We start from the raw sequence: 20,407 nt of genomic DNA on the forward strand, positions 1-20,407 counted from the left end.
CTGGTCCAATAAGGAAGAGCTCGCTTTTTTTTAACATTACTCTTTGTCTTCTTTATAGGAGGCATTAAATTGCGGAAAATTTAGACTTATCAATTAAACATTTAAATCATGTTGTTAGAAATATTTAACTCTCCATTGGGTTCAGGAGCTCAGATCTTTTTATTGATTGTTTGTATTCTTATTGGGCTTGGGGCTGGACTTTCTTCAATGGATGTAAGAAATACCCTTTTCAAAGGAAGTAAAAAAGAAAAATAAGCTAAGGAATTAACCTTATCAAAAAAGGCGGCCAAATTGGCCGCCTTTTTTTATCTTACATTTCCCATAAGTTTTCTTATTGGCTTACTTATCAATATCAATAAGACCCCTGCGCCGACTGTGGTCATCACAATCAAAAAGTACTGGTCCGGCATTTGGGCCACCGCTTCTTCATTTCCTCCACTTGCCTCCCCGGCTATGATCCCTGCGATTAAGTTTCCTAATGCTACCGAAAGAAACCACATCCCCATCATCTGGCCTTGGAATTTCTTGGGAGCTAGCTTGGTGGTCAAACTAAGCCCTACAGGACTTAAACTCAACTCGCCAAAAGTATGGAAGAGATAGGTAAACATCAGCCAGGTCGGAGCAGCCAGATCACCGGAGGCTGCTATTTTTGCTGCAAAAACCATCACCAAAAACCCAACTCCAAGCAAGATCAATCCAAAGGCAAATTTAAGCGGGGAACTGGGCTCCAAGTTCATTCTGGCCAGCTTCACCCACAAGGCAGCAAAGATCGGCGCAAAAATAATGATAAACATAGAGTTGGCAGACTGAAAATAACCGGTAGGTATTTCCCATCCCAAAACAGTCCTGTCCGTAAACCGCTCGGCAAACAAGTTCAAGGTGGAACCTGCCTGTTCAAATCCTGACCAGAACAAAGCTCCAAAACAGAGCAATATCGCAATTACACCTACTTTTTTCTTTTCCTCAGTAGTAAGGCCACCAAAGAAGATGACATACAGAAAAAACAGGGCGGCTACTATGGCTATCACGGTATAAGAGGCTTCTGCAATGGCTGAGGCATCGATCGGTATGACACCCTGGAACATTAAAAAGACGATTAATGCCAATACTAGGGTCACTAATCCTGTTCCGCGCCCCAGCCGTTTTCTTTTGATCTCTTCTTCAGGAGACTCCGGCTCGGACAAGTCCCCCTTCCCTTCAAGAGTGCCTGCACTTAGCTTGTACTGAATCAATCCCAGTACCATTCCAAAGCCCGCCACTCCAAAGCCTAGGTGCCAATTTACTTCAGCAAAAGAACTACAGATGATCGGGGCAATAAAACCTCCGATATTGATGCCCATATAAAATATAGAAAAACCCGCGTCCCGCTTGGCACTTCCTTCATGATAAAGTTGCCCGACGATAGTACTGATATTCGGTTTTAGCAATCCGGTCCCGACCACAATCAATATCAATCCTAAAAAGAACGAGGTGGTATCCAAGGCGCTCAATGAAACAGCAGGTTCATGACTGCCATTGATCAGCGAAAGGATCCCTGGTATTCCCATCGTAAAATGGCCCAAAGCAATAATAATCCCTCCATACCAAACGGACCTTTTCAATCCAAACAGCCGGTCGGCAATCCAGCCTCCTGGCAAAGCCAAGAGGTACACTCCCATGGTGTATAATCCATAAATAGCTCCGGATGTCTTATCATCAAAACCTAGTCCTCCTTCCACCACTGCAGTGGTCATGAACAAAATCAACAAGGCCCGCATACCATAATAACTGAAGCGTTCCCACATTTCGGTGAAAAACAAGGTCATTAGCCCTCTGGGATGACCAAAAAGTGATGGTCCGTCAAAGCCCCTTTCCAATTCAGGGCCATGCCTATCGTCTACTTTTAACATTTGGGTATATTTTTTCTGAAATTGTATAGTTACGAATATGCAATGATAAGAGATTTTTTCTTTATGTATTCATGATCACAGGAGGAATTGCACATTTCATTAATCGTTTTAGGACTTAGCTAAGGCTACTTATCTCTTTTTCCATCACTGGGTTCCATTTTACGCCATTGCAAAAACAAGCAAAAACCCCTACGGAAACGTTTGCAATCGCGCATTTTTAATCACAAATTTTCAAAACTCCCCTATATTTAAACTATATTTATATCATCACCTTATTAATAACCCAAATAACTTTATAGACTTATGATTAGCACAACCAAACCCTTTTCAGATCATTTGACTGAGCTGCATAATGCCAGTAAAAATCTTTTCCACTTCAACTTAAGTCCTGCAGAGTTAATCGAGCATGCACTTGCCAACCGAGAGGGACAGCTGACTGACCTTGGGGCTTTGATGGCCGACACAGGTGAATTTACAGGGAGATCGCCAAAGGACCGCTACATTGTAGAAGATGTACAAACCAAAGATACTGTTTGGTGGGGGAACATTAACATTCCTATTTCTGAAAACCACTTCGAGGGACTGTATGAAAAAATGTTGGACTTTCTTCAGAACAAAAAAATCTATGCAAGGGATGCCTTTGCAGGAGCTGACAGTAGGTACCGCCTAAATATCAGGGTTTATAATACCTTAGCCTGGCACAATCTGTTCTGCCACCACATGTTTTTACGTCCCACACAAGAGGAGCTGGAAGAATTTGAACCAAATTTCACCATTATTTGTGCCCCTGAGTTTGAAGCAGATCCCTCCGTGGATGGTACCAGGGGAAAAAACTTTGCCATTATCAATATCAGCAAGCGGGTCATCCTTATAGGAGGTACCGCCTATGCTGGGGAAATAAAAAAAGGGATTTTTTCTGTGCTCAACTACCTTTTACCCTTGAATGAAAAAGTACTTTCCATGCATTGTTCTGCAAACATCGGCAATCAAGGGGACACAGCCATTTTCTTCGGGCTTTCGGGAACGGGAAAAACCACGCTTTCGGCCGATCCCAATAGAAAGCTGATCGGTGACGATGAACACGGTTGGACCAATAACGGCATCTTCAATTTTGAAGGCGGCTGTTATGCCAAGGTTATCGACCTGACAAGGGAAAAGGAACCTGAAATCTGGGATGCCATTAAATTTGGCGCCGTGGTGGAAAACACCCGTTTCATTCCGGGAACAAGAACTGTAGATTATGAAAACCGTTCTGTTACTGAAAACACCCGGACGGCTTATCCTTTGGAATATATCGAAAACTCCATCTTCCCTCCTTTGGGTACCCTTCCGAAAAACATCTTCTTTCTTACCGCTGATGCTTTCGGAGTCATCCCTCCTATTTCCAAACTGACCCCGGGGCAGGCCATGTACCATTTTATATCGGGATATACCGCCAAAGTCGCCGGTACCGAAGTTGGGATCATTGAGCCTCAGGTAACTTTCTCGGCCTGCTTTGGCGCAGCCTTCCTTCCACTCCATCCCACCCAGTATGCCAGTCTTTTGGGCAAAAAGATGCAAGAACATGATGTCAATGTTTGGCTGGTCAATACCGGATGGACAGGAGGAGCATACGGTATAGGCGCCAGGATGAAACTAAAATATACCCGTTCCATGATTTCCGCAGCCCTGGAGGGAAAGCTGGACAAGGTACATTTTGAGGAGCATAGCGTTTTTGGAGTCGCTGTTCCACAAAGTTGTCCCGATGTTCCGGAAGATATCCTTAATCCCCGGGACACCTGGGAAGACGCCATAGCCTATGATCAAAAAGCCCAGCATTTAGCAAAGGCCTTTGTTAAAAATTTCGAACAGTATGCTGATTATGCATCAGCAGAAATTTTGTCTGGAGCGCCTAAAGCTTAAGCCAAAAGAAGCCGGCCATAGAGCCGGCTTTTATTATTCCTCTGGCCGGTCCAAACCATTTTCATGCTCAAATTTATTTCTTCTAATCTCAAACCGCTCCAATTCCTCATTAAGCATGTCTAGGGATTCATTATAGCGGGTGTAAAGATCCCCCATATTTTTCTCCATATTGGAAAAATTGAACTCCATTGCATTCAGCTGAAGCTGGGAAGCCTTTTCGATCAAGGCTACCTGACTGTTTCTCAAATCACCCAATAACCGCAGTGCCCTATCCATTTTTTCAAGTTTTTCTCTATCGTTCATGATCAAATCAGTTTGGTTGTAGTTTAATTTAATCAAATTACAGACCAAAATAAAGCTTCAGGTACTTTTCCAACAAAGGACCAAACTCATCAAAAGCTCGATAAATCATTACCCAGAAGGAACTTTTACTATATTTGCATCAAAAATTAGACATGAAAACAGCTGAAATAATCACGGAAAAAGGTACCATGAAAGTGGAGTTTTACGAAAAAGACGCTCCAAAAACGGTAGACAATTTTATAAGCCTTTCAAAAAAAGGATTTTATGACGGGCTTACTTTCCATAGAGTCATCCCGAACTTCGTCATTCAGGGAGGATGTCCCAAAGGTGACGGTACCGGAGGTCCTGGATACCAAATCGACTGTGAACTTAAAGGAGATAACCAGTACCATGACCGTGGCGTATTATCCATGGCCCATGCAGGCAGAAATACCGGAGGCTCCCAATTCTTTATCTGCCATAGCAGGGACAACACTTCCCATCTGGACAGAAACCATACCTGCTTTGGAAAAGTGGTTGAGGGACTTGAGGTGATTGACCAAATTAAACAAGGTGATAAAATCGAAAAAATCATTGTTTCAGAAGCCTAAGGATCTTTTGATCAACTTATCTAAAAAATGTCGGCCAGAGTGATCTGGCCGACATTTTTTATTTTAGATTGAGAAATTCTAACAGCCAGGCAGCTCAGCATGGGAGGCTCTTGAAACAAGCTGAACATAAATCCAGGTATCACCATACACAACACACAGTGCGGGTGATTATCCACCAAACAGCATTCCTGCGATGGAAGCGGTCATCATGCAGGCAAGAGTGGCTGCCAATAAAGCCCGCATCCCCAGCTTGGAGAGATTTCCCTGTTGATTGGGTGCAATACTACCTATACCTCCCACCTGGATGGCAATAGAGCTGAAATTAGAAAAGCCACAAAGGGCATAAGTAGCGATGATAATGGATTTTGGGCTAAGTGATCCGTCTGCCTTCATTTCTGACAGGCCAGAATAGGCGACAAATTCATTGATCACCGTTTTTTGCCCCAACAGAGAGCCTACCTGCAGCGTATCTTGCCAGTCCACTCCCATCAACCAAGCAAACATTCTAAATACCTGTCCAAGAATATATTCTAAAGAAAAACCATCAAACTGTCCTTTGGTTGAGCTGAGAACAAATCCATTGAGTCCTGTCCACTCCCCGATCATCCCGGAAAGCAGGTAATTTATGGCGGCTATCACAGCGATAAAAGCCAACAGCATCCCTCCTACGTTCAACGCTAATTTCAAACCGTCAGAAGCCCCTATGGACAAGGCATCTATCAAGTTTACCCCCATTCCCTCTTTGTTTACCTGAAGCTGATCATTGAGTGCTTCCCTATTGGTCTCAGGAATGATGATCTTGGACATCACTATGGCTGCCGGCGCATTCATGATACTTGCCCCCAAAAGATAGGAGGCAAACCGGCTTTGTTCCTCCGGGCTATCCCCTCCTAAAAAAGCCACATAGGCGGCCAAAACCCCACCAGCTATGGTCGCCATCCCTCCGCTCATCAGGCACATCAGCTCGGACTTGGTCATGGCTGGAATAAAAGGACGTACAAGCAATGGGGCTTCTGTCTGCCCCAGAAATATATTGCCGGCTGCAGAGAGGCTTTCTGCTCCGGAAAGTCTCATGGTCTTGGACATTACCCAGGCAATCCCAAACACGACCTTCTGTAAAATCCCTAAATAATATAATCCCGCAGATATAGTTGAAAAGAAAATGATGGTCGGTAAAACCTGAAAAGCAAATATGGTCCCAAAGGAATCGGTAGCCAAATCCCCAAAAAGGAATATTGCCCCGGCTTGGGCAAAGCTGAGCAGCTTCACGAAACCTCCACTGATCCCTGAAAACACATTTGCAACAAACGCCACTTTGGTAATCAATATCCCAAAAACAGCTTGTAAAACAGTCCCAATTAGGACTAGCCTCCAGTCTATGGATTTCTTGTTGGATGAAAATAAAAAAGCCACTGCCAGGAGGGTCATCACTCCTATAAATCCTCGTACGTATTCCATCATTGAAACAATAAATTCATTCCGAAAAGCTCCTTTGTTGCTGATTAAAATTCTTCAAAGGTAAATATAACATATCCCCCATTGAAGCCTATTATCGGCTTGATCAAATTGGTTATTGGGTTATTGGGTTAGTGGGTAATTTAAATTCGTGTATTATTGAAAAAACAACAGCCATAAAAAAAACCTGAGAAAAAATTCTCAGGTTTTTTTTATGTTGTTAGTTTCTTCGGTTTATCTCATCCCTTATCCGGGCAGCCCTTTCATAATCTTCACTACTGATGGCCTTTTCCAACATCTGGTTCAGTTTCTCCAGGCTGTAATCCTTGAGAGCTTCCTGCTGTTGGGATTTGGCCGGAGAGCTTTTTGGCTTTTGTGATGAGCCAGAGGACTCTGACTTGGCTTCATCTTCCTCGTTAAACTCTATTGCTGCTTCGGACATGACTTTCTTTTCGCAATAGATGGGAGCATTGAACCTGACGGCTATCGCGATGGCATCCGAGGGACGTGCATCGATCTCCACAGTTTTATTATTGTCCTTGCAGACTATTTTAGCATAAAAGACTCCCTCCCTCATATCGGATACTAAGATATAGTCTACTGCAAAGTTAAAATTTGATGCAAAAGACTTGAAAAGGTCATGGGTCATTGGCCGATTGGGTACTATTTTTTCTATCTCAATGGCTATAGCCTGGGCCTCAAACATCCCGATCACTATAGGAAGTCTCCTTGTTCCGGTCGTTTCGCCCATCACCAAGGTAAAAGACCCTGATTGGGAATGATTGGATGATAAACCTAATATTTCTAGTTCTACAGTATTCTCCACAGGTTATTTACTTTAAAGCCTTGACAGCTTCGGTTAGTTTTGGTAAAATTTCAAAAGCATCACCCACGATTCCATAGTCTGCTGCCTTGAAGAAAGGGGCCTCGGGGTCCTTGTTAATTACAACAATATATTTAGAACCATTGACACCTGCAAGATGCTGAATAGCTCCTGAAATTCCAACCGCGACATACAAGCTCGGGGCAACTTTTACTCCTGTCTGTCCCACGTGCTCGTGATGAGGTCTCCAGCCACTATCTGAAACAGGTTTTGAACAACCCATGGCCGCTCCCATTTCTTTGGCCAATCCTTCAATCAACCCCCAGTTTTCGGGCCCCTTGAGACCACGTCCTCCGGATACGACAATATCAGCTTCTGGAAGTGAAATTTCATCTGTAGCCTTTTCGGTGGAAGTGATTTTGGCCGCAAAATCTGACTCATTCAAAGATACCTCCAGCTTTTCCACGGAAGCTTCACCGCCATCGGTCTTCACCTCCACAGCATTCTTCTTCACTGCTAGGATTTTATTGGCAGTGGTGATTACTGACTCCGCAAAAGCCTTCCCTGTATAGATGCTTCTCTTTACTTTATAACCGGAAGTGGTATCAGGAAGTGCCACCACATTGGAAACCAATCCTGCTTTTAATTTGATGGTCAAACGGGCCGCCACGGCATCCGCAAGTGAGGATTTTGCCATCACCAAGGTATCCGCACCCTCTTTTTCAAATGCCTGTGCCACTGCGCTGGCATGAGCTTGAATAATTCCGGCATTCAATTTTTCGTCAGCGACGTGAAGCACCTTCGCTGCACCTGCAGACCCTGCCTTTGCAAGAGAGGCCTCTTCAATAGTCCCCAATGCAACAGCTACTACTTCCTTTCCCTCTTTATCTCCAAGCTCCTTCGCATAAGATACCGCCTCTAATGATGTTTTTTTTACCGCACCTTCCGCGTGCTCAATATATACTAAAATAGACATAATCTTCTTGTTTTAAAATTACTGGGGATTAAAGTACCTTGGCCTCGTTTTGTAAAAGTTTTACCAACTCCTCCACATTATCTTTGTCGATGAGTTTTACAGCTCCTTTGGCAGGAGGAAGCTCATAGGAAACCGTAGAAGTAGCCGCTTCATCGCTTACAGGCTCCACCACATTCAACGGTTTGGTCCTGGCCGACATGATCCCTCTCATATTAGGTATCTTCCATTCTGCAATTGGCTCCTGACATCCCGCGACAAACGGCAATTTAATCTCCAAAAACTCCTTACCTCCTTCAATTTCCCTGGCCAGCTTCGCTACATCTCCTTCAAGGTCCAGCTTCATTACAGGAGATACTGAAGGCATTCCTAGCATCTCTGCTACCATGCCATGTACCATTCCGCCATTAAAGTCAATAGACTCCCTGCCCATTAAAATCAAATCATAGCCCCCTTCCTTCGCGTAGTGGGCAATTTGATTTGCCACAAAAAGTGAATCTGAAGGAAACGCATTTACCCTGATGGCCTCATCAGCACCAATGGCCAACGCCTTTCTTAGGGTCGGCTCAGTCTCTGCCTCCCCCACGTTCAGGACAGTCAACTTCCCTCCGGTTTGATCCCTCAATTCGACAGCTCTGGCCAAAGCATAATCATCATATGGACCGATAATAAACTGAACGCCAGCCTTATCGAACTTTGTATTATTTTCCGTGAATTGAATTTTAGATGTTGTATCCGGGACGTGAGTAATACAAACCAGAATTTTCATATATATTATTTTGTTTATTTTCTATAAATTTCGTGTGAATTTAAGGAATCCAACTATAATTAAAAAACCAATTTATGAGCAATTCCTCAAGGATTGAGCTACTCCTGCAGTTTGTAAAAGAAGAACCTGACAATCCGTTCAATCTTTACGCGCTGGCTCTTGAATACCAAAACACTGATGTCCACAAGGCTGCAGCCTATTTTGACAAGCTACTGGAAAAACATCCCGATTATCTTCCTTCTTATTATCATGCCTCCGCCTTGTTTGCAGAGCTGGAGGAAATAGAAAAATCACAACAGACTTATATTCGGGGAATTGAATTGGCCCAAAAACAAAATAATCAACATGCCTTGAGGGAACTTAAAAACGCTTACCAGAACTTCATGTTTGAAAACGATCTGGATTAGCCCTCATTATCCCAAACTGACCACTAATTTACCGGTCTGGTCCCCTTTTGCCATGGCTTCAAAGGCCTCCAACACCTTGTCAAGGGGCCTAACCGAATCAATCACGGGCACCAGTTCATGCTGTGCCACAAAGGCCACCATCTCCCTAAAATCCTGGTCACTCCCCATGGTCGTTCCCTGTATGGTCAGTTGATTCCAAAAAATCCTTCTGGCATCCAGCATCGGCGGATTCCCCAAAGTCGCCCCATACACTATCAGTCTGCCCCCCGGAACCAGCAACTTGATCAAAGCGGGTAAGGTATCGCCCATGGCGGAATCGATGATGGTGTCAAAGCCTCCGCTTTGCTGCTCGGCCTTTGTTTCCCACGACTCTTCTTTGTAGTTAAACCCGTCAATAGCGCCAAGGTCAATCGCCCTTTGAATCTTCGTATTACTGCTGCTGTTGACATAAACTTGCGCTCCCACAGCCAGTGCATATTGTGTTGCAAATTGGGCCACGCCACCTCCAAATCCGGTGACCAACACCTTATCCCCTTTTTTGATCTTACCATGATAAAACGCGGCTCTAAAAGCCGTCAACCCTCCCAAGGGCAAGGCTGCTGCCTCCTCGAAGGACAAATGAGCCGGTTTTGACGCTAGTCTGCTGACATCCACCTGGACATACTCTGCCAATGTTCCGTGTTTGGGCATGCCCAAAATCTGAAAATCCTTGGATTGGGCCTTGGGATCATTTCCCCAATTACTGCCGGCATTGATGATGACCTCCTGCCCAAGCCATGAAGGGCTCACATCCGGGCCGATTTCCTCCACTGTCCCCGAGGCATCCGAGCCCAAAATAACCCCATCACTAATGTTCGGATAGCGTCCTTGACGGCACCATTCATCCCTATGGTTCAATGCTGCCGCTTTTACTTTTACCCTTACTTCATTTGGTCCCAAATTGGGCAAATTAACTTGGGTTATTTTTATTCCAGAAGGGTTACTTTGATCAAGTACAGCTGCTAACATGGTGCTTAAGGTTTTTGGCTAGGTTTTACTTTTAAAAAGGTGCCGGCTCGTTGCTTCCCAAGCCACCCGGGAAGGCATCGTCATTATCCGGACCATTTGCTTTGCTCTGTATACGGATCATATTGGAATCATCAAATCCCTTCCCGCCTGCTGCACTTGGGAATTTATTACCGTACATGGCTTCCTGGGCCTGTGGCTGAAAAGGAACATTAAGTTCAAGATCCGCGAACTTGGTATACTTACCGATAAACCGTAGTCTTACAGTCTCCAAGGAACCACTTCTGTGCTTGGCGATGATTACCTCACCTGTACCCAAGGTACTGTTGCCTTCCTCGTCTTCATTGATCCCATAGTATTCCGGTCGATAAAGGAACATAACAATATCGGCATCCTGCTCGATGGCTCCTGATTCCCTCAAATCGGAAAGCTGGGGTCTCTTATCCCCTCCTCTGGTCTCTACCGCCCTGGAAAGCTGTGAAAGGGCGATCACCGGTACTTCCAATTCCTTGGCAATCTTTTTAAGTGCCCGCGATATACTGGAGATCTCCTGCTCCCTGTTTCCACTGGCACTTGCTTTTGAATCCCCTGACATCAGCTGAAGGTAATCGATTACAATCATCTGGATATCACTCTGGGCCTTTAGACGCCGACATTTGGCCCGTAGCTCGAGAATGGAAAGTGCAGGAGTATCATCCACAAAGAGCGGTGCAGAAGATAGCTTACTGGTCTTATGGATCAGCTGCTCCCATTCATAGTCAGCCAGATTCCCTTTTTTGATTTTTTCTGAATCCAACTCGGCCTCCGAGGATATCAGACGGTTGACCAACTGTACGGCCGACATCTCCAGTGAAAATATGGCCACCGGACGGTTATGATCGACCGCAGCATTTCTTAGTACCGAAAGTACAAAGGCCGTTTTACCCATGGCAGGACGGGCTGCAATAATCACCAAATCGGATTTCTGCCAACCTGAAGTCACCCGGTCCAATGCGGTAAAACCACTCGGCACACCGGTCAGGCCATCAGAGAGGTCTTTCTTTCCTTCAAGTTCCGTGATCGCCTCCCGCATGATGGACTTCATGTCGGCGTAGTTTTTACGGATATTGTTTTCAGAAATCTCAAAAAGGGAGGATTCCATCGTGTCCAGCAATTCAAAAACATCGGTAGTTTCCTCAAATGCTTCTTTTTGGATTTCCGAACAGATACGGATCATATGCCGTTTCATCGCCTGCTCGGTAATGATCCTGGCGTGGTATTCAATATTGGCAGCAGAGGAGATTTTAGAAGTCAGCTCCGTGATATAAAATGCCCCTCCAGCCACTTCCAGCTTTCCGTTTTTACGGAGTTTATTGGTGACTGTCAGCAAATCAATCGGCTCACTTTCATTGAAAAGCTGAAGAATGGCATCATAAATTTCTTTATGGGCATCTTTATAAAAACTGTCGGGTTTAAGGATGTCCACCACCGCGGTGATCGCTTCCTTTTCCAACATCAATGCCCCGAGAACCGCTTCCTCTAGGTCAATGGCCTGAGGCGGTATTTTACCCACTCCTGCTCCAAAGCCCGATTCTGCACTGTTTTTTCTTCTGTAGGAAGAACGCTCTCTTCCTGTGGTGTTTCCTTCTGCCATAGCAACAAATGTAGCGCCTTTGTTCTAAAGATTTTAAACATTTTATGCACTTGCTTATCAACATAAAAGCTAATCCACTAACGTACAACAACTTGCAAAAAACATGCGATTTTCAGAAATTATTTATTTAATCTCGAATGCCTTATCTTTGACCGAAATACAAATTGGCCATAAATCAAGGAATCAATTGTCTTAAGATTGCTTTTAGCTGAAAACCTTAAAAAAATGAATTTAAACTTAAAATCTCCCGTTGCATTTTTTGACCTGGAAGCCACCGGTATCAATATATCTACTGACCGTATAGTGGAAATTTCCATCGTAAAAATCCAGCCCAACGGTAAGGAAGAAATCAAAACCATGAAGGTAAACCCTACTATCCCCATCCCCAAGGAGGTTTCCCTGATTCATGGTATTTACGATAAAGATGTAAAAGACGCGCCCACCTTCAAGCAAGTGGCCAGGGAACTCTTCCAATTTCTCGAGGGAGCAGACCTAGCCGGATTCAATGTTCTGAAGTTTGATATCCCACTGCTGGTAGAAGAATTTTTGCGTTCCGGAATCGATTTTGATATCGAAAAACGCAACCTGCTGGATGCCCAGAAAATTTTCCACATGATGGAAAAAAGAAACCTTACGGCTGCCTACAAATTTTACTGTGGCAAAACACTGGAAAATGCCCATAGTGCCGAAGCGGACACCTTGGCCACCTATGAGGTCTTCAAAGCCCAATTGGAACGGTATGAAAACGAAGAGGCCGTTGACCTCCAAGGCAATAAACTGGGCATCATCGAAAATGACATGAAGAAGATCCATAACCTGATCAATGAAAAAATGGTGGATCTTGCCGGAAGATTTATTTTCAACGATGAGGGAATTGAATGCTTCAACTTTGGCAAACACAAAGGCAAACCCGTAGAACAGGTATTGAAGGAAGAACCTAATTATTACGATTGGATGATGAAAGGCGATTTCCCTTTGGATACCAAAAGGAAGTTTACCCAAATAAAGCTCAGAAGTTTTAATAACCGATGATATTGATCGGAGATCAAGAAATCCATACCAAAAGAGGCTGTCTTATTGAGAACAAAAGAGACAGTCTCTTTTCATTTTTTTAACCAACTCCGCTTCCATTTTCGTCGAGGTTTTTGTTTCCAAAATACCTCAATCGATAGCATTGCATCGCGGTGGTTCCCAAGTGGTCCGAAAGCTTCCAGTTCGCTATGGCTCCCACTCCGGCACCTATCACGGGGATCAATTGCGCCAGCTTGGCCAGGTCCATATAATCCCGGTATTCCAACTGAAAACTTTTCCAATCAAAGGTATCTTCCTCCTTTGGCAAGGTCTCTTTGTAAGTAGACCAGTTCTCCAAAAGGCCGATCAGTTCATTCCTTTTTTTCTGGCTGCAGAAAGCTAGCTGGAAAACATGAAGTATGAACAGTCTTTCTTTAAAATCCTTGACATCGTAACCATATAAAGAGGCTATTTCAAAAAGCATTTTCATTTTAATGGTCAAAAAAGCAGGAAAATCGACAAAGCCCATCAAAATCCCTCCAGCACCGGTCACTGCACCTTCCACAGAAGCTGTTCTTTGGTACCACTTGATCTTTTGTCTTACTTTATCTTCCCGTTTCTCGAAAACCACTTCCCGTGGCAAAGTTGCGTTGATATAGGAGGAGCCAAAAAGAACTCCCTTGACCATCTTTTCAATCGCATAGGTGATTGCAGTATGAATCTTCTCAGGAATGATATCATTGATTTTATGCTGCACACCTTTGGCCAATCGATTGATAATGGAAGGCTGTTTTTTCATCTTCCTGAGCCAGGCATTCATCTCAAAATAGGCAATCTCTTCGTATAGCACCATGGAAGGTTATTGGTTGAAAGGTTATTGGTTACTTCAAAACGTTGTACTTCCTTCGACTTTCGTCCTTCGGGGATGAAGTAGCTGTCGGTCAAGTGAGGTTATTCACCTATTCACCGATCCGTCTGCAAGACCAGTCCGTCATCCGACATTCATCATTCATCATTTAACATTCATTACCCCCTTCGTACTTCGTACCTTGTACTTTGTACCTCGTACTTGACACTTCCTACTTCAAACTCCCCCGTTTTCCTAATTCAACGACCCGCAGGTTTTTAGGTTGACCGGCTTCTAGATCAAATTTCAATATCGTCTTCACTTGGTGAAACCCATGATTTCCCATGGCCCCTGGATTCATATAAAGACAGCGCAGCTCATCATCGTACTCCACCTTACAGATGTGAGAGTGGCCACAAATAAACAAGGTAGGCTTGACCTCCTTCAGTCTCCGCTTAACTCCGGCAGCGTACCTTGGAGGTTTGCCCCCGATATGGATCATCAGCACCCTTGCTCCTTCGACTTCAAACACCTGCTCCTCAGGATACCTTTCCCTTAAATCGCCTCCATCGATATTCCCATACACCGCCCTCACTTTTTTTCCTTTGGGCAATGCATCCATCACACTGTCCGACCCAATATCACCCGCATGCCAAATCTCATCCACATCCTCCAGGTGCGCCAAGGTTTTTGCATCAATGAAGCCATGAGAATCGGAAATCAGACCTACTTTTACCATATTTAACAATTCTAAGATTTAACAGCAAATACCTGCTTTTTTATCGAACTGCAAAGAAATAGAATTTAAGGGCAGATCAAAATCACTATTTCGGAATTAGGGGCATTGACTTAGGAACAGTTTATGCGCTGTATTATTTGAAATAAATCTAACCCTTAACCATAAAAAAACAGCTCTCTATATGAAATCCATTAATCCCTACACCGGTGAGCTTCTCAAAGAGCTACCCGACCACTCTGAACAACAAGTTGCCGAAGCCATTCAAAACGCCCAAACAGCTTACCAAAACTGGCGCCATGTCCCTATTGGAAAAAGGAGCCAGCTGATGAAAAATGCGGGGCAGGTACTTCGGAATAACCGCGACAGGTATGCCGAAATCATTTCCCTGGAAATGGGAAAGGTAATCTCAGAATCCAAATCAGAGGTAGAAAAGTGTGCTTGGGTATGTGATTATTATGCGGAGAATGCCGAAGAGTTTCTTTCAGATGCCCCTATCAATCTTCCGGACGGCAAAAAGGCTAAGGTGGTCTATAATCCACTTGGGGTTATTTTAGCGGTTATGCCATGGAATTTCCCCTTCTGGCAGGTTTTTCGCTTTGCTGCCCCAAACCTTACCGCCGGCAATGTAGGACTCCTCAAACACGCTTCCAATGTACCACAGTGCTCCCTGGCCATTGAAGAGGTGTTCACGGAAGCGGGATTTCCGAAGGGGGTATTCCAAAGCCTGTTGATCGGTGCAAAACAGGTAGCCAAAATAATCGAGCACCCCTATGTCAAAGCAGCCACGCTGACGGGAAGTGAGAAAGCCGGTCAGCACATTGCTGCCCAGGCAGGGGGACAAATCAAAAAAACAGTACTGGAACTGGGCGGAAGTGATCCCTTTATCGTCTTACAAGACGCTGATGTCCAAAAAGCAGCGGAAATTGCGGCCAAAGGCAGGATGATCAATTTTGGCCAAAGCTGTATCGCAGCCAAGCGTTTCATCATCGAAGAAGCAGTTTACGATGAATTTATCACCGCTTTCAAAGCACATATCGAAGCCTATCAGCAAGGAGAACCCCTGGATGAAAATGCTGGCTATGCCTGTATGGCCCGTCCCGACCTTGCCCAGGAACTGTATAAACAAGTGGAAACCTCTATCAAAATGGGGGCAGAAGTAATTCTTGAAGGCATCAAGCCCGAGCAGGACAGGGCCTTTTTCAAACCGATGATACTCGGAAAGCTGACCCCTGAAATGCCCGCTTATAAAGAAGAGCTTTTTGGCCCAGTTGCCTCGGTTTTCAAAGTCAAAAACGAGTTGGAAGCCATTGCAGTGGCCAATGATTCCGAGTTTGGGCTAGGATCAGCCCTCTGGACCCAGGACATGAAAAAAGCTGAAAACCTCTCAAGGGAAATCGAAAGCGGTGCGGTATTTATCAACTCCATGGTAGCCTCCCATCCGCACCTGCCCTTTGGAGGAGTAAAGAAATCAGGTTACGGCAGGGAACTGGCAGAAATCGGCATCAAGGAGTTCATGAACGTTAAAACCGTCTACCTAGGTTAATAATGATTATTTTTAATTATTGGTTAATTCTTTAATCGACTTGTTAATTGATGGATTACTTTCTATTTTTACGAGCGAAAATTTTGGCTAAAAAATGAGAATAATACAATTTAGAGAAGCATTAAGAGAAGCCATGACCGAAGAAATGAGACGCGATAAAAACGTGTTTCTCATGGGAGAGGAAGTGGCCGAATACAATGGAGCCTACAAAGTAACCCAAGGCATGCTGGATGAATTCGGACCTGAAAGGGTGTATGACACTCCTATTTCTGAGGGGGGATTTGCCGGCTTGGGCGTAGGAGCAGGCATGAACGGCCTTAGACCGATCATCGAATTCATGACTTTCAACTTTTCTTTGGTGGCGATCGACCAGATCATTAACTCAGCAGCAAAGATGTTAGCCATGTCCGGTGGCCAATACAATGTGCCCATCGTATTCAGGGGCCCTACCGGTAATGCCGGTCAGTTGGGCGCTACCCACTCTTCCAACTTCGAAAATTGGTTTGCCAATACACCAGGATTGAAAGTAGTGGTACCTAGCAACCCTTATGATGCCAAAGGTCTTTTGAAAGCGGCCATCCGCGATGATGACCCGGTTATTTTCATGGAATCAGAATTGATGTATTCTGACAAAGGTGAAGTTCCTGAAGGAGAATACCTGCTTCCAATAGGAGTAGCGGATATTAAGAGAAAAGGAGCTGACGTGACCATCGTTTCTTTCGGAAAAATCATGAAAGTAGCTTTGGAAGCGGCTGAGGAACTTGCAAAAGACGGTATTGAAGCAGAGGTGATCGACTTGAGAACAGTAAGACCTATTGACTACAATACCGTGTATGAGTCTGTCAAGAAGACCAACAGATGTGTGGTAGTAGAAGAAGCCAACCCAGTATCCTCTTTGGCTACTGACCTTGCCTTCAATATTCAGAAAAACATGTTTGACCATTTGGACGCTCCTGTATTGAGAGTCAATTCCATGGACATTCCTTTGAGCTACGCTCCTACTTACATTGAAGCTACGCTACCGACTGTAAAAAGAACGATCGAAGCAGTAAAGCAGGTTACTTATACCAAGTAAGTAAACTTTAATAAATATCTTAAAAGGCAGCCAATAGAAATTGGCTGCCTTTTTTTATTCCATTTTCTTTTTTCCGCTCCCATAACCATCAGAACAAGAAAGAGACGAAGCTTTTCAAAACAAAAACAAAAGAATCCGATATTTTTTACTCTACAATTAGACCTTTTGGCCTAAACTCGCTATATTGGGTACCAGATCAGCCCTCTCAATTTAATAACCTGTGATACATTGGCGCTTCACGCCCTGTATCAAATCCATCAATTTCAGAGCAGAATTCTCCAATAGGACCTTTTCCAAGTAAGGGATAATAAGGCCTTAACTGGATCCTGTGCTCTTTCATTGAATTATTCACATTTCACCACTTATCAAAAGGCTTATGAAAAGACTATTTACACTCATTGCATTGCTGTGTATGAGTACTTTTACCTTCGCCCAGCAGGTAAAAGTCACAGGAACTGTAACAGACGGGGATGCGGAAATGCCCTTGCCCGGAGCAAACATCCTTATCAAAGGAACGGCCAATGGAACGATTACCGATATCGATGGGAACTATGCCATCGATGTAGAAAAAGGGCAAACCTTGGTTTTCAGCTTTATCGGCTACACCTCTAAAGAAGTAGTAATTGAAAACCAAACAACGTTGGATATTGATTTATCCGGATCGGAATTGGATGAAATAGTAGTCGTAGGCTATGGAACCCAGAAAAAGCAAAACCTGACCGGAGCCGTAGGGGCTGTTTCGGCAGAAGACCTGGGCAATCAATCCGTAACCAGTGCGGCAAATGCCTTGCAGGGACGTGTATCCGGCGTTCAACTTGTTCAGGGATCCGCTCAACCCGGTAATGACGCCCCATCTATTCAAATCAGAGGGGTAGGAACCGTAAGGACTTCAGCGGATGGACAAAACAGTGACTCTGCCCCTTTAGTCCTCATTGACGGGGTACAATCAACCTTAAATGACGTACATCCGAATGACATTGAAAGCTTCTCCGTCCTTAAAGATGCAGCATCTGCCGCTATATACGGTGCGAGAGCTGCTAACGGAGTAATTCTGGTAACTACTAAAAGAGGCAAAAGCGGGAAACCTAAGGTGACCCTAAACTCCTATGTAGCTTTCCAAAGTGCCACGGCTACCCCCAGCATGCTCTCCCCTTATGATTTTGCCCGCTTGAAAAATGAAGCCCAAACCAATACAGGAAGAGATGAGCTTTACTCCCAGGAAGAGTTGGGATATTTTCAAGATGGATCCAACCCTGTTTACAGCAACCGTGGTTTCTTTGAAGATGGCTACAAAACGGGGGCTCCACTGCAAAACCATTATTTCTCTGTAAATGGCGGTGCGGATTACGTTAAATACATGTTCTCCGTAGGTTACCAAGACCAGGAAGGGATAGTCATTGAGACCAACTCGAAACGATATAATTTCCGCTCCAATGTGGACATAAAAGTATCAGAAAAAGTAAGGACCGGGATAAATATTTCTGGAAGTTTAACCGATAGTAATGAACCCAACTACGGGGGCCTTGGTGTCACTCAGTTCATTCGTGATATGATCAGAAAAGCGCCTCTTAACCCTTATCGTTATGAAAACGGATATATCTCTTCAGGTAATGTCTCCCTATCTGGCAGAACTGACAATTCCATTCACCCATTGGGGCTTGCCCGGGATGGAGGCAATGATAATACCAAATACTACAGAGCCACTCCAAACCTGTACCTGGAATACGAACCCATTCAGGATTTGATATTTAAAGCCAATGGATCGGTATATGTTCAGGACAGAAAGCAAAGTTTCTTTAGAAACAAAATGACAGTTTCAGATGGAGAAAGCATCTTTTATGGCAATGGCCTGGGAAGCTATGGAGAAACAGACCTGCTGAGCACCACCTCTACTTTTGAACTGACAGGTAGGTATACCAAAACGGTAGGTAAATCCACGTTTGGAGGACTTTTGGGTTATACCAGCCAAGCTTACCGGCAGGATTTCCTATCCGCCTCCAACCAAGGGTACAATTCCAGCTTGCTAACAGAATTAGATGCTGCCTCACTTAACCCCAGCGTGGCTGGCAACGCGAATGAATGGGCACTCGAATCTTTCTTCGGCCGGGTAAACTATGACTTTGACGGAAAGTACCTTGCTGAATTCAATGTACGTTATGATGGTTCGTCACGGTTTGGCGCAAACAACCGATTTGGGACATTCCCATCCGTCTCCGCTGGATGGAATATGGCAAAAGAAGCATTCATGGCAAATATAAGACCCATCAATGAATTCAAGCTAAGAGCTAGTTGGGGCCAGTTAGGTAACCAAAACATCGGTAACTACCCAAGTATTGCCAGTATCAATCTTGATCAACCTTACGTATTCGGCAACTCACTTGTAAGCGGCGCTGCATCCATCGCTATGGCCAACCCCAGTGTTAAATGGGAAACCACCGAGACCACCGATATCGGTATTGACGCCACCTTATTTGATTACAAACTTTCCCTAACGGCCGATTACTATGTTAGAAAATCCAAAGATGTATTGTTAAGCCCACCCATTTCAGCCACTCTTGGTAACCTTAGCCCACCGGTACAAAACCAGGGACAGGTCCAAAACAAAGGCTATGAATTCTCTTTGAACTATTACGGAAATATTGGCGGGGAATTCCAATACAGCGTTTCAGGTAACTGGTCTCACAATGACAATAAAGTATTGAAACTTGATAGTGAATTCCTTTCTGCCAACAAAGTATTGACCCGGGAAGGGATACCCATTAACTCTTTCTACGGACATAGAATTATCGGCATATTCCAATCAGATGCCCAGGCTCAGGATGCAGAAACATATGGAGTGCAACCTGGAGGTTCCTTGGCCAGTGCAGGCGACTACATTTATGAAGACACGGACAGCAATGGCGTGGTAGATGCTGCTGATAGAGTAATCATCGGCAACCCCAATATTCGAAACACCTACGGATTCACTTTAACAGCTGATTATAATGGTTTTAATTTCCGGGTATTATTTCAAGGTGTTTTGGGTAGAGATGTTGAAAACGGAGTATATGGCACTGATGGTTTGAGAGGCCTGAGCAATCTTACCACCGCCTATCTGGACCGATGGACTCCGGAGAACACCGACACCGATATTCCGAGGGTAGCTACAGGTTATAAATACAACACCTCTTTGTTTGTGGGACCGGCAATCAGCGCTGCTGTTTTGGATGCCTCCTATTTGAGAATGAAACATATTGAACTGGGTTATAACCTTCCTATAGAGACCATCGAAAAATTAGGACTATCCAATGCCAGGCTATATGTCGCAGGTCAAAACCTTCTCACTTTCACAAAATTTGTAAAAGGTTATGACCCAGAAGACGCCGTTACCTTCAACAATGTAAATGACAGTTACCCACAAGCAAAGACCATCACTTTGGGGGTAAATCTTTCCTTTTAACCAT

General features: G+C 44.3%; 18 protein-coding genes. 8 read left to right on the top strand and 10 right to left on the bottom strand.

Going from position 1 to position 20,407, the window contains the following annotated elements:
• Window positions 1-108: 108 nt before the first annotated feature.
• Window positions 109-255, top strand: a complete 147-nt coding sequence (locus tag ACYVAA_RS14820; protein WP_460543072.1) for a hypothetical protein — start codon at window positions 109-111, stop codon at window positions 253-255.
• A gap of 50 nt (window positions 256-305) precedes the next feature.
• Here ACYVAA_RS14820 and ACYVAA_RS14825 read toward each other — a convergent pair whose 3' ends face one another.
• A complete protein-coding gene (locus ACYVAA_RS14825; protein WP_460543074.1) occupies window positions 306-1,889 on the bottom strand; it encodes a peptide MFS transporter in 1,584 nt (527 codons plus the stop codon).
• 303 nt (window positions 1,890-2,192) lie between these two features.
• Here ACYVAA_RS14825 and pckA point away from each other — a divergent pair, with 303 nt between their 5' ends.
• A complete protein-coding gene (gene pckA / locus ACYVAA_RS14830) occupies window positions 2,193-3,791 on the top strand; it encodes a phosphoenolpyruvate carboxykinase (ATP) (protein WP_460543076.1) in 1,599 nt (532 codons plus the stop codon).
• A 33-nt stretch (window positions 3,792-3,824) separates the two neighbouring features.
• Here the strand turns inward: pckA and ACYVAA_RS14835 are convergent, their stop codons facing one another.
• Window positions 3,825-4,094, bottom strand: coding sequence for a hypothetical protein (locus ACYVAA_RS14835; protein ID WP_460543078.1), 270 nt, complete (start codon window positions 4,092-4,094; stop codon window positions 3,825-3,827).
• Window positions 4,095-4,246: 152 nt separating this feature from the next.
• Between ACYVAA_RS14835 and ACYVAA_RS14840 the strand changes: the two genes are divergently transcribed.
• Window positions 4,247-4,684: a peptidylprolyl isomerase gene (locus ACYVAA_RS14840; protein WP_460543080.1), complete on the top strand. Its 438-nt coding sequence runs from the start codon at window positions 4,247-4,249 to the stop codon at window positions 4,682-4,684.
• 168 nt (window positions 4,685-4,852) lie between these two features.
• Here the strand turns inward: ACYVAA_RS14840 and ACYVAA_RS14845 are convergent, their stop codons facing one another.
• From ACYVAA_RS14845 to ACYVAA_RS14860, 4 genes are all read right to left on the bottom strand, one after another.
• Entirely contained in the window at window positions 4,853-6,142 is a 1,290-nt protein-coding gene (locus ACYVAA_RS14845; RefSeq protein WP_460543128.1) for a NupC/NupG family nucleoside CNT transporter, read from the bottom strand.
• Window positions 6,143-6,359: 217 nt separating this feature from the next.
• Window positions 6,360-6,965 (bottom strand): bifunctional nuclease family protein, encoded by a 606-nt coding sequence (locus tag ACYVAA_RS14850; protein WP_460543082.1) that lies wholly within the window; start codon window positions 6,963-6,965, stop codon window positions 6,360-6,362.
• Window positions 6,966-6,972: 7 nt separating this feature from the next.
• Window positions 6,973-7,938: an electron transfer flavoprotein subunit alpha/FixB family protein gene (locus ACYVAA_RS14855; protein ID WP_460543084.1), complete on the bottom strand. Its 966-nt coding sequence runs from the start codon at window positions 7,936-7,938 to the stop codon at window positions 6,973-6,975.
• A 28-nt stretch (window positions 7,939-7,966) separates the two neighbouring features.
• Window positions 7,967-8,704, bottom strand: coding sequence for an electron transfer flavoprotein subunit beta/FixA family protein (locus ACYVAA_RS14860; protein ID WP_460543086.1), 738 nt, complete (start codon window positions 8,702-8,704; stop codon window positions 7,967-7,969).
• A gap of 74 nt (window positions 8,705-8,778) precedes the next feature.
• On the opposite strand from ACYVAA_RS14860, the gene ACYVAA_RS14865 reads away from it, so the two are divergent.
• On the top strand, window positions 8,779-9,111 hold the full coding sequence (locus ACYVAA_RS14865; RefSeq protein WP_460543089.1) for a tetratricopeptide repeat protein: 333 nt from the start codon (window positions 8,779-8,781) through the stop codon (window positions 9,109-9,111).
• 6 nt (window positions 9,112-9,117) lie between these two features.
• Here the strand turns inward: ACYVAA_RS14865 and ACYVAA_RS14870 are convergent, their stop codons facing one another.
• Both ACYVAA_RS14870 and dnaB read right to left on the bottom strand, forming a co-directional pair.
• Window positions 9,118-10,119, bottom strand: coding sequence for a quinone oxidoreductase family protein (locus tag ACYVAA_RS14870; protein WP_460543091.1), 1,002 nt, complete (start codon window positions 10,117-10,119; stop codon window positions 9,118-9,120).
• Window positions 10,120-10,150: 31 nt separating this feature from the next.
• The gene (gene dnaB / locus ACYVAA_RS14875) at window positions 10,151-11,749 is read right to left on the bottom strand and encodes a replicative DNA helicase (protein ID WP_460543093.1); all 1,599 of its coding nucleotides are present in this window, start codon (window positions 11,747-11,749) and stop codon (window positions 10,151-10,153) included.
• 225 nt (window positions 11,750-11,974) lie between these two features.
• Here dnaB and ACYVAA_RS14880 point away from each other — a divergent pair, with 225 nt between their 5' ends.
• The gene (locus ACYVAA_RS14880; RefSeq protein ID WP_460543096.1) at window positions 11,975-12,781 is read left to right on the top strand and encodes an exonuclease domain-containing protein; all 807 of its coding nucleotides are present in this window, start codon (window positions 11,975-11,977) and stop codon (window positions 12,779-12,781) included.
• A gap of 79 nt (window positions 12,782-12,860) precedes the next feature.
• Here the strand turns inward: ACYVAA_RS14880 and ACYVAA_RS14885 are convergent, their stop codons facing one another.
• Entirely contained in the window at window positions 12,861-13,613 is a 753-nt protein-coding gene (locus tag ACYVAA_RS14885; protein ID WP_460543098.1) for an EcsC family protein, read from the bottom strand.
• A gap of 226 nt (window positions 13,614-13,839) precedes the next feature.
• Window positions 13,840-14,346 (bottom strand): metallophosphoesterase family protein, encoded by a 507-nt coding sequence (locus tag ACYVAA_RS14890; protein ID WP_460543100.1) that lies wholly within the window; start codon window positions 14,344-14,346, stop codon window positions 13,840-13,842.
• Between the two features lie 181 nt (window positions 14,347-14,527).
• On the opposite strand from ACYVAA_RS14890, the gene ACYVAA_RS14895 reads away from it, so the two are divergent.
• The 3 genes from ACYVAA_RS14895 (at window position 14,528) to ACYVAA_RS14905 (ending at window position 20,403) form a co-directional block, all read left to right on the top strand.
• On the top strand, window positions 14,528-15,889 hold the full coding sequence (locus ACYVAA_RS14895) for an NAD-dependent succinate-semialdehyde dehydrogenase (protein ID WP_460543102.1): 1,362 nt from the start codon (window positions 14,528-14,530) through the stop codon (window positions 15,887-15,889).
• Between the two features lie 94 nt (window positions 15,890-15,983).
• Window positions 15,984-16,964 (top strand): alpha-ketoacid dehydrogenase subunit beta, encoded by a 981-nt coding sequence (locus ACYVAA_RS14900; protein WP_460543104.1) that lies wholly within the window; start codon window positions 15,984-15,986, stop codon window positions 16,962-16,964.
• A 376-nt stretch (window positions 16,965-17,340) separates the two neighbouring features.
• Window positions 17,341-20,403: a SusC/RagA family TonB-linked outer membrane protein gene (locus ACYVAA_RS14905; protein WP_460543106.1), complete on the top strand. Its 3,063-nt coding sequence runs from the start codon at window positions 17,341-17,343 to the stop codon at window positions 20,401-20,403.
• Window positions 20,404-20,407: the final 4 nt, after the last annotated feature.

This window comes from Echinicola sediminis (genome assembly GCF_054777495.1).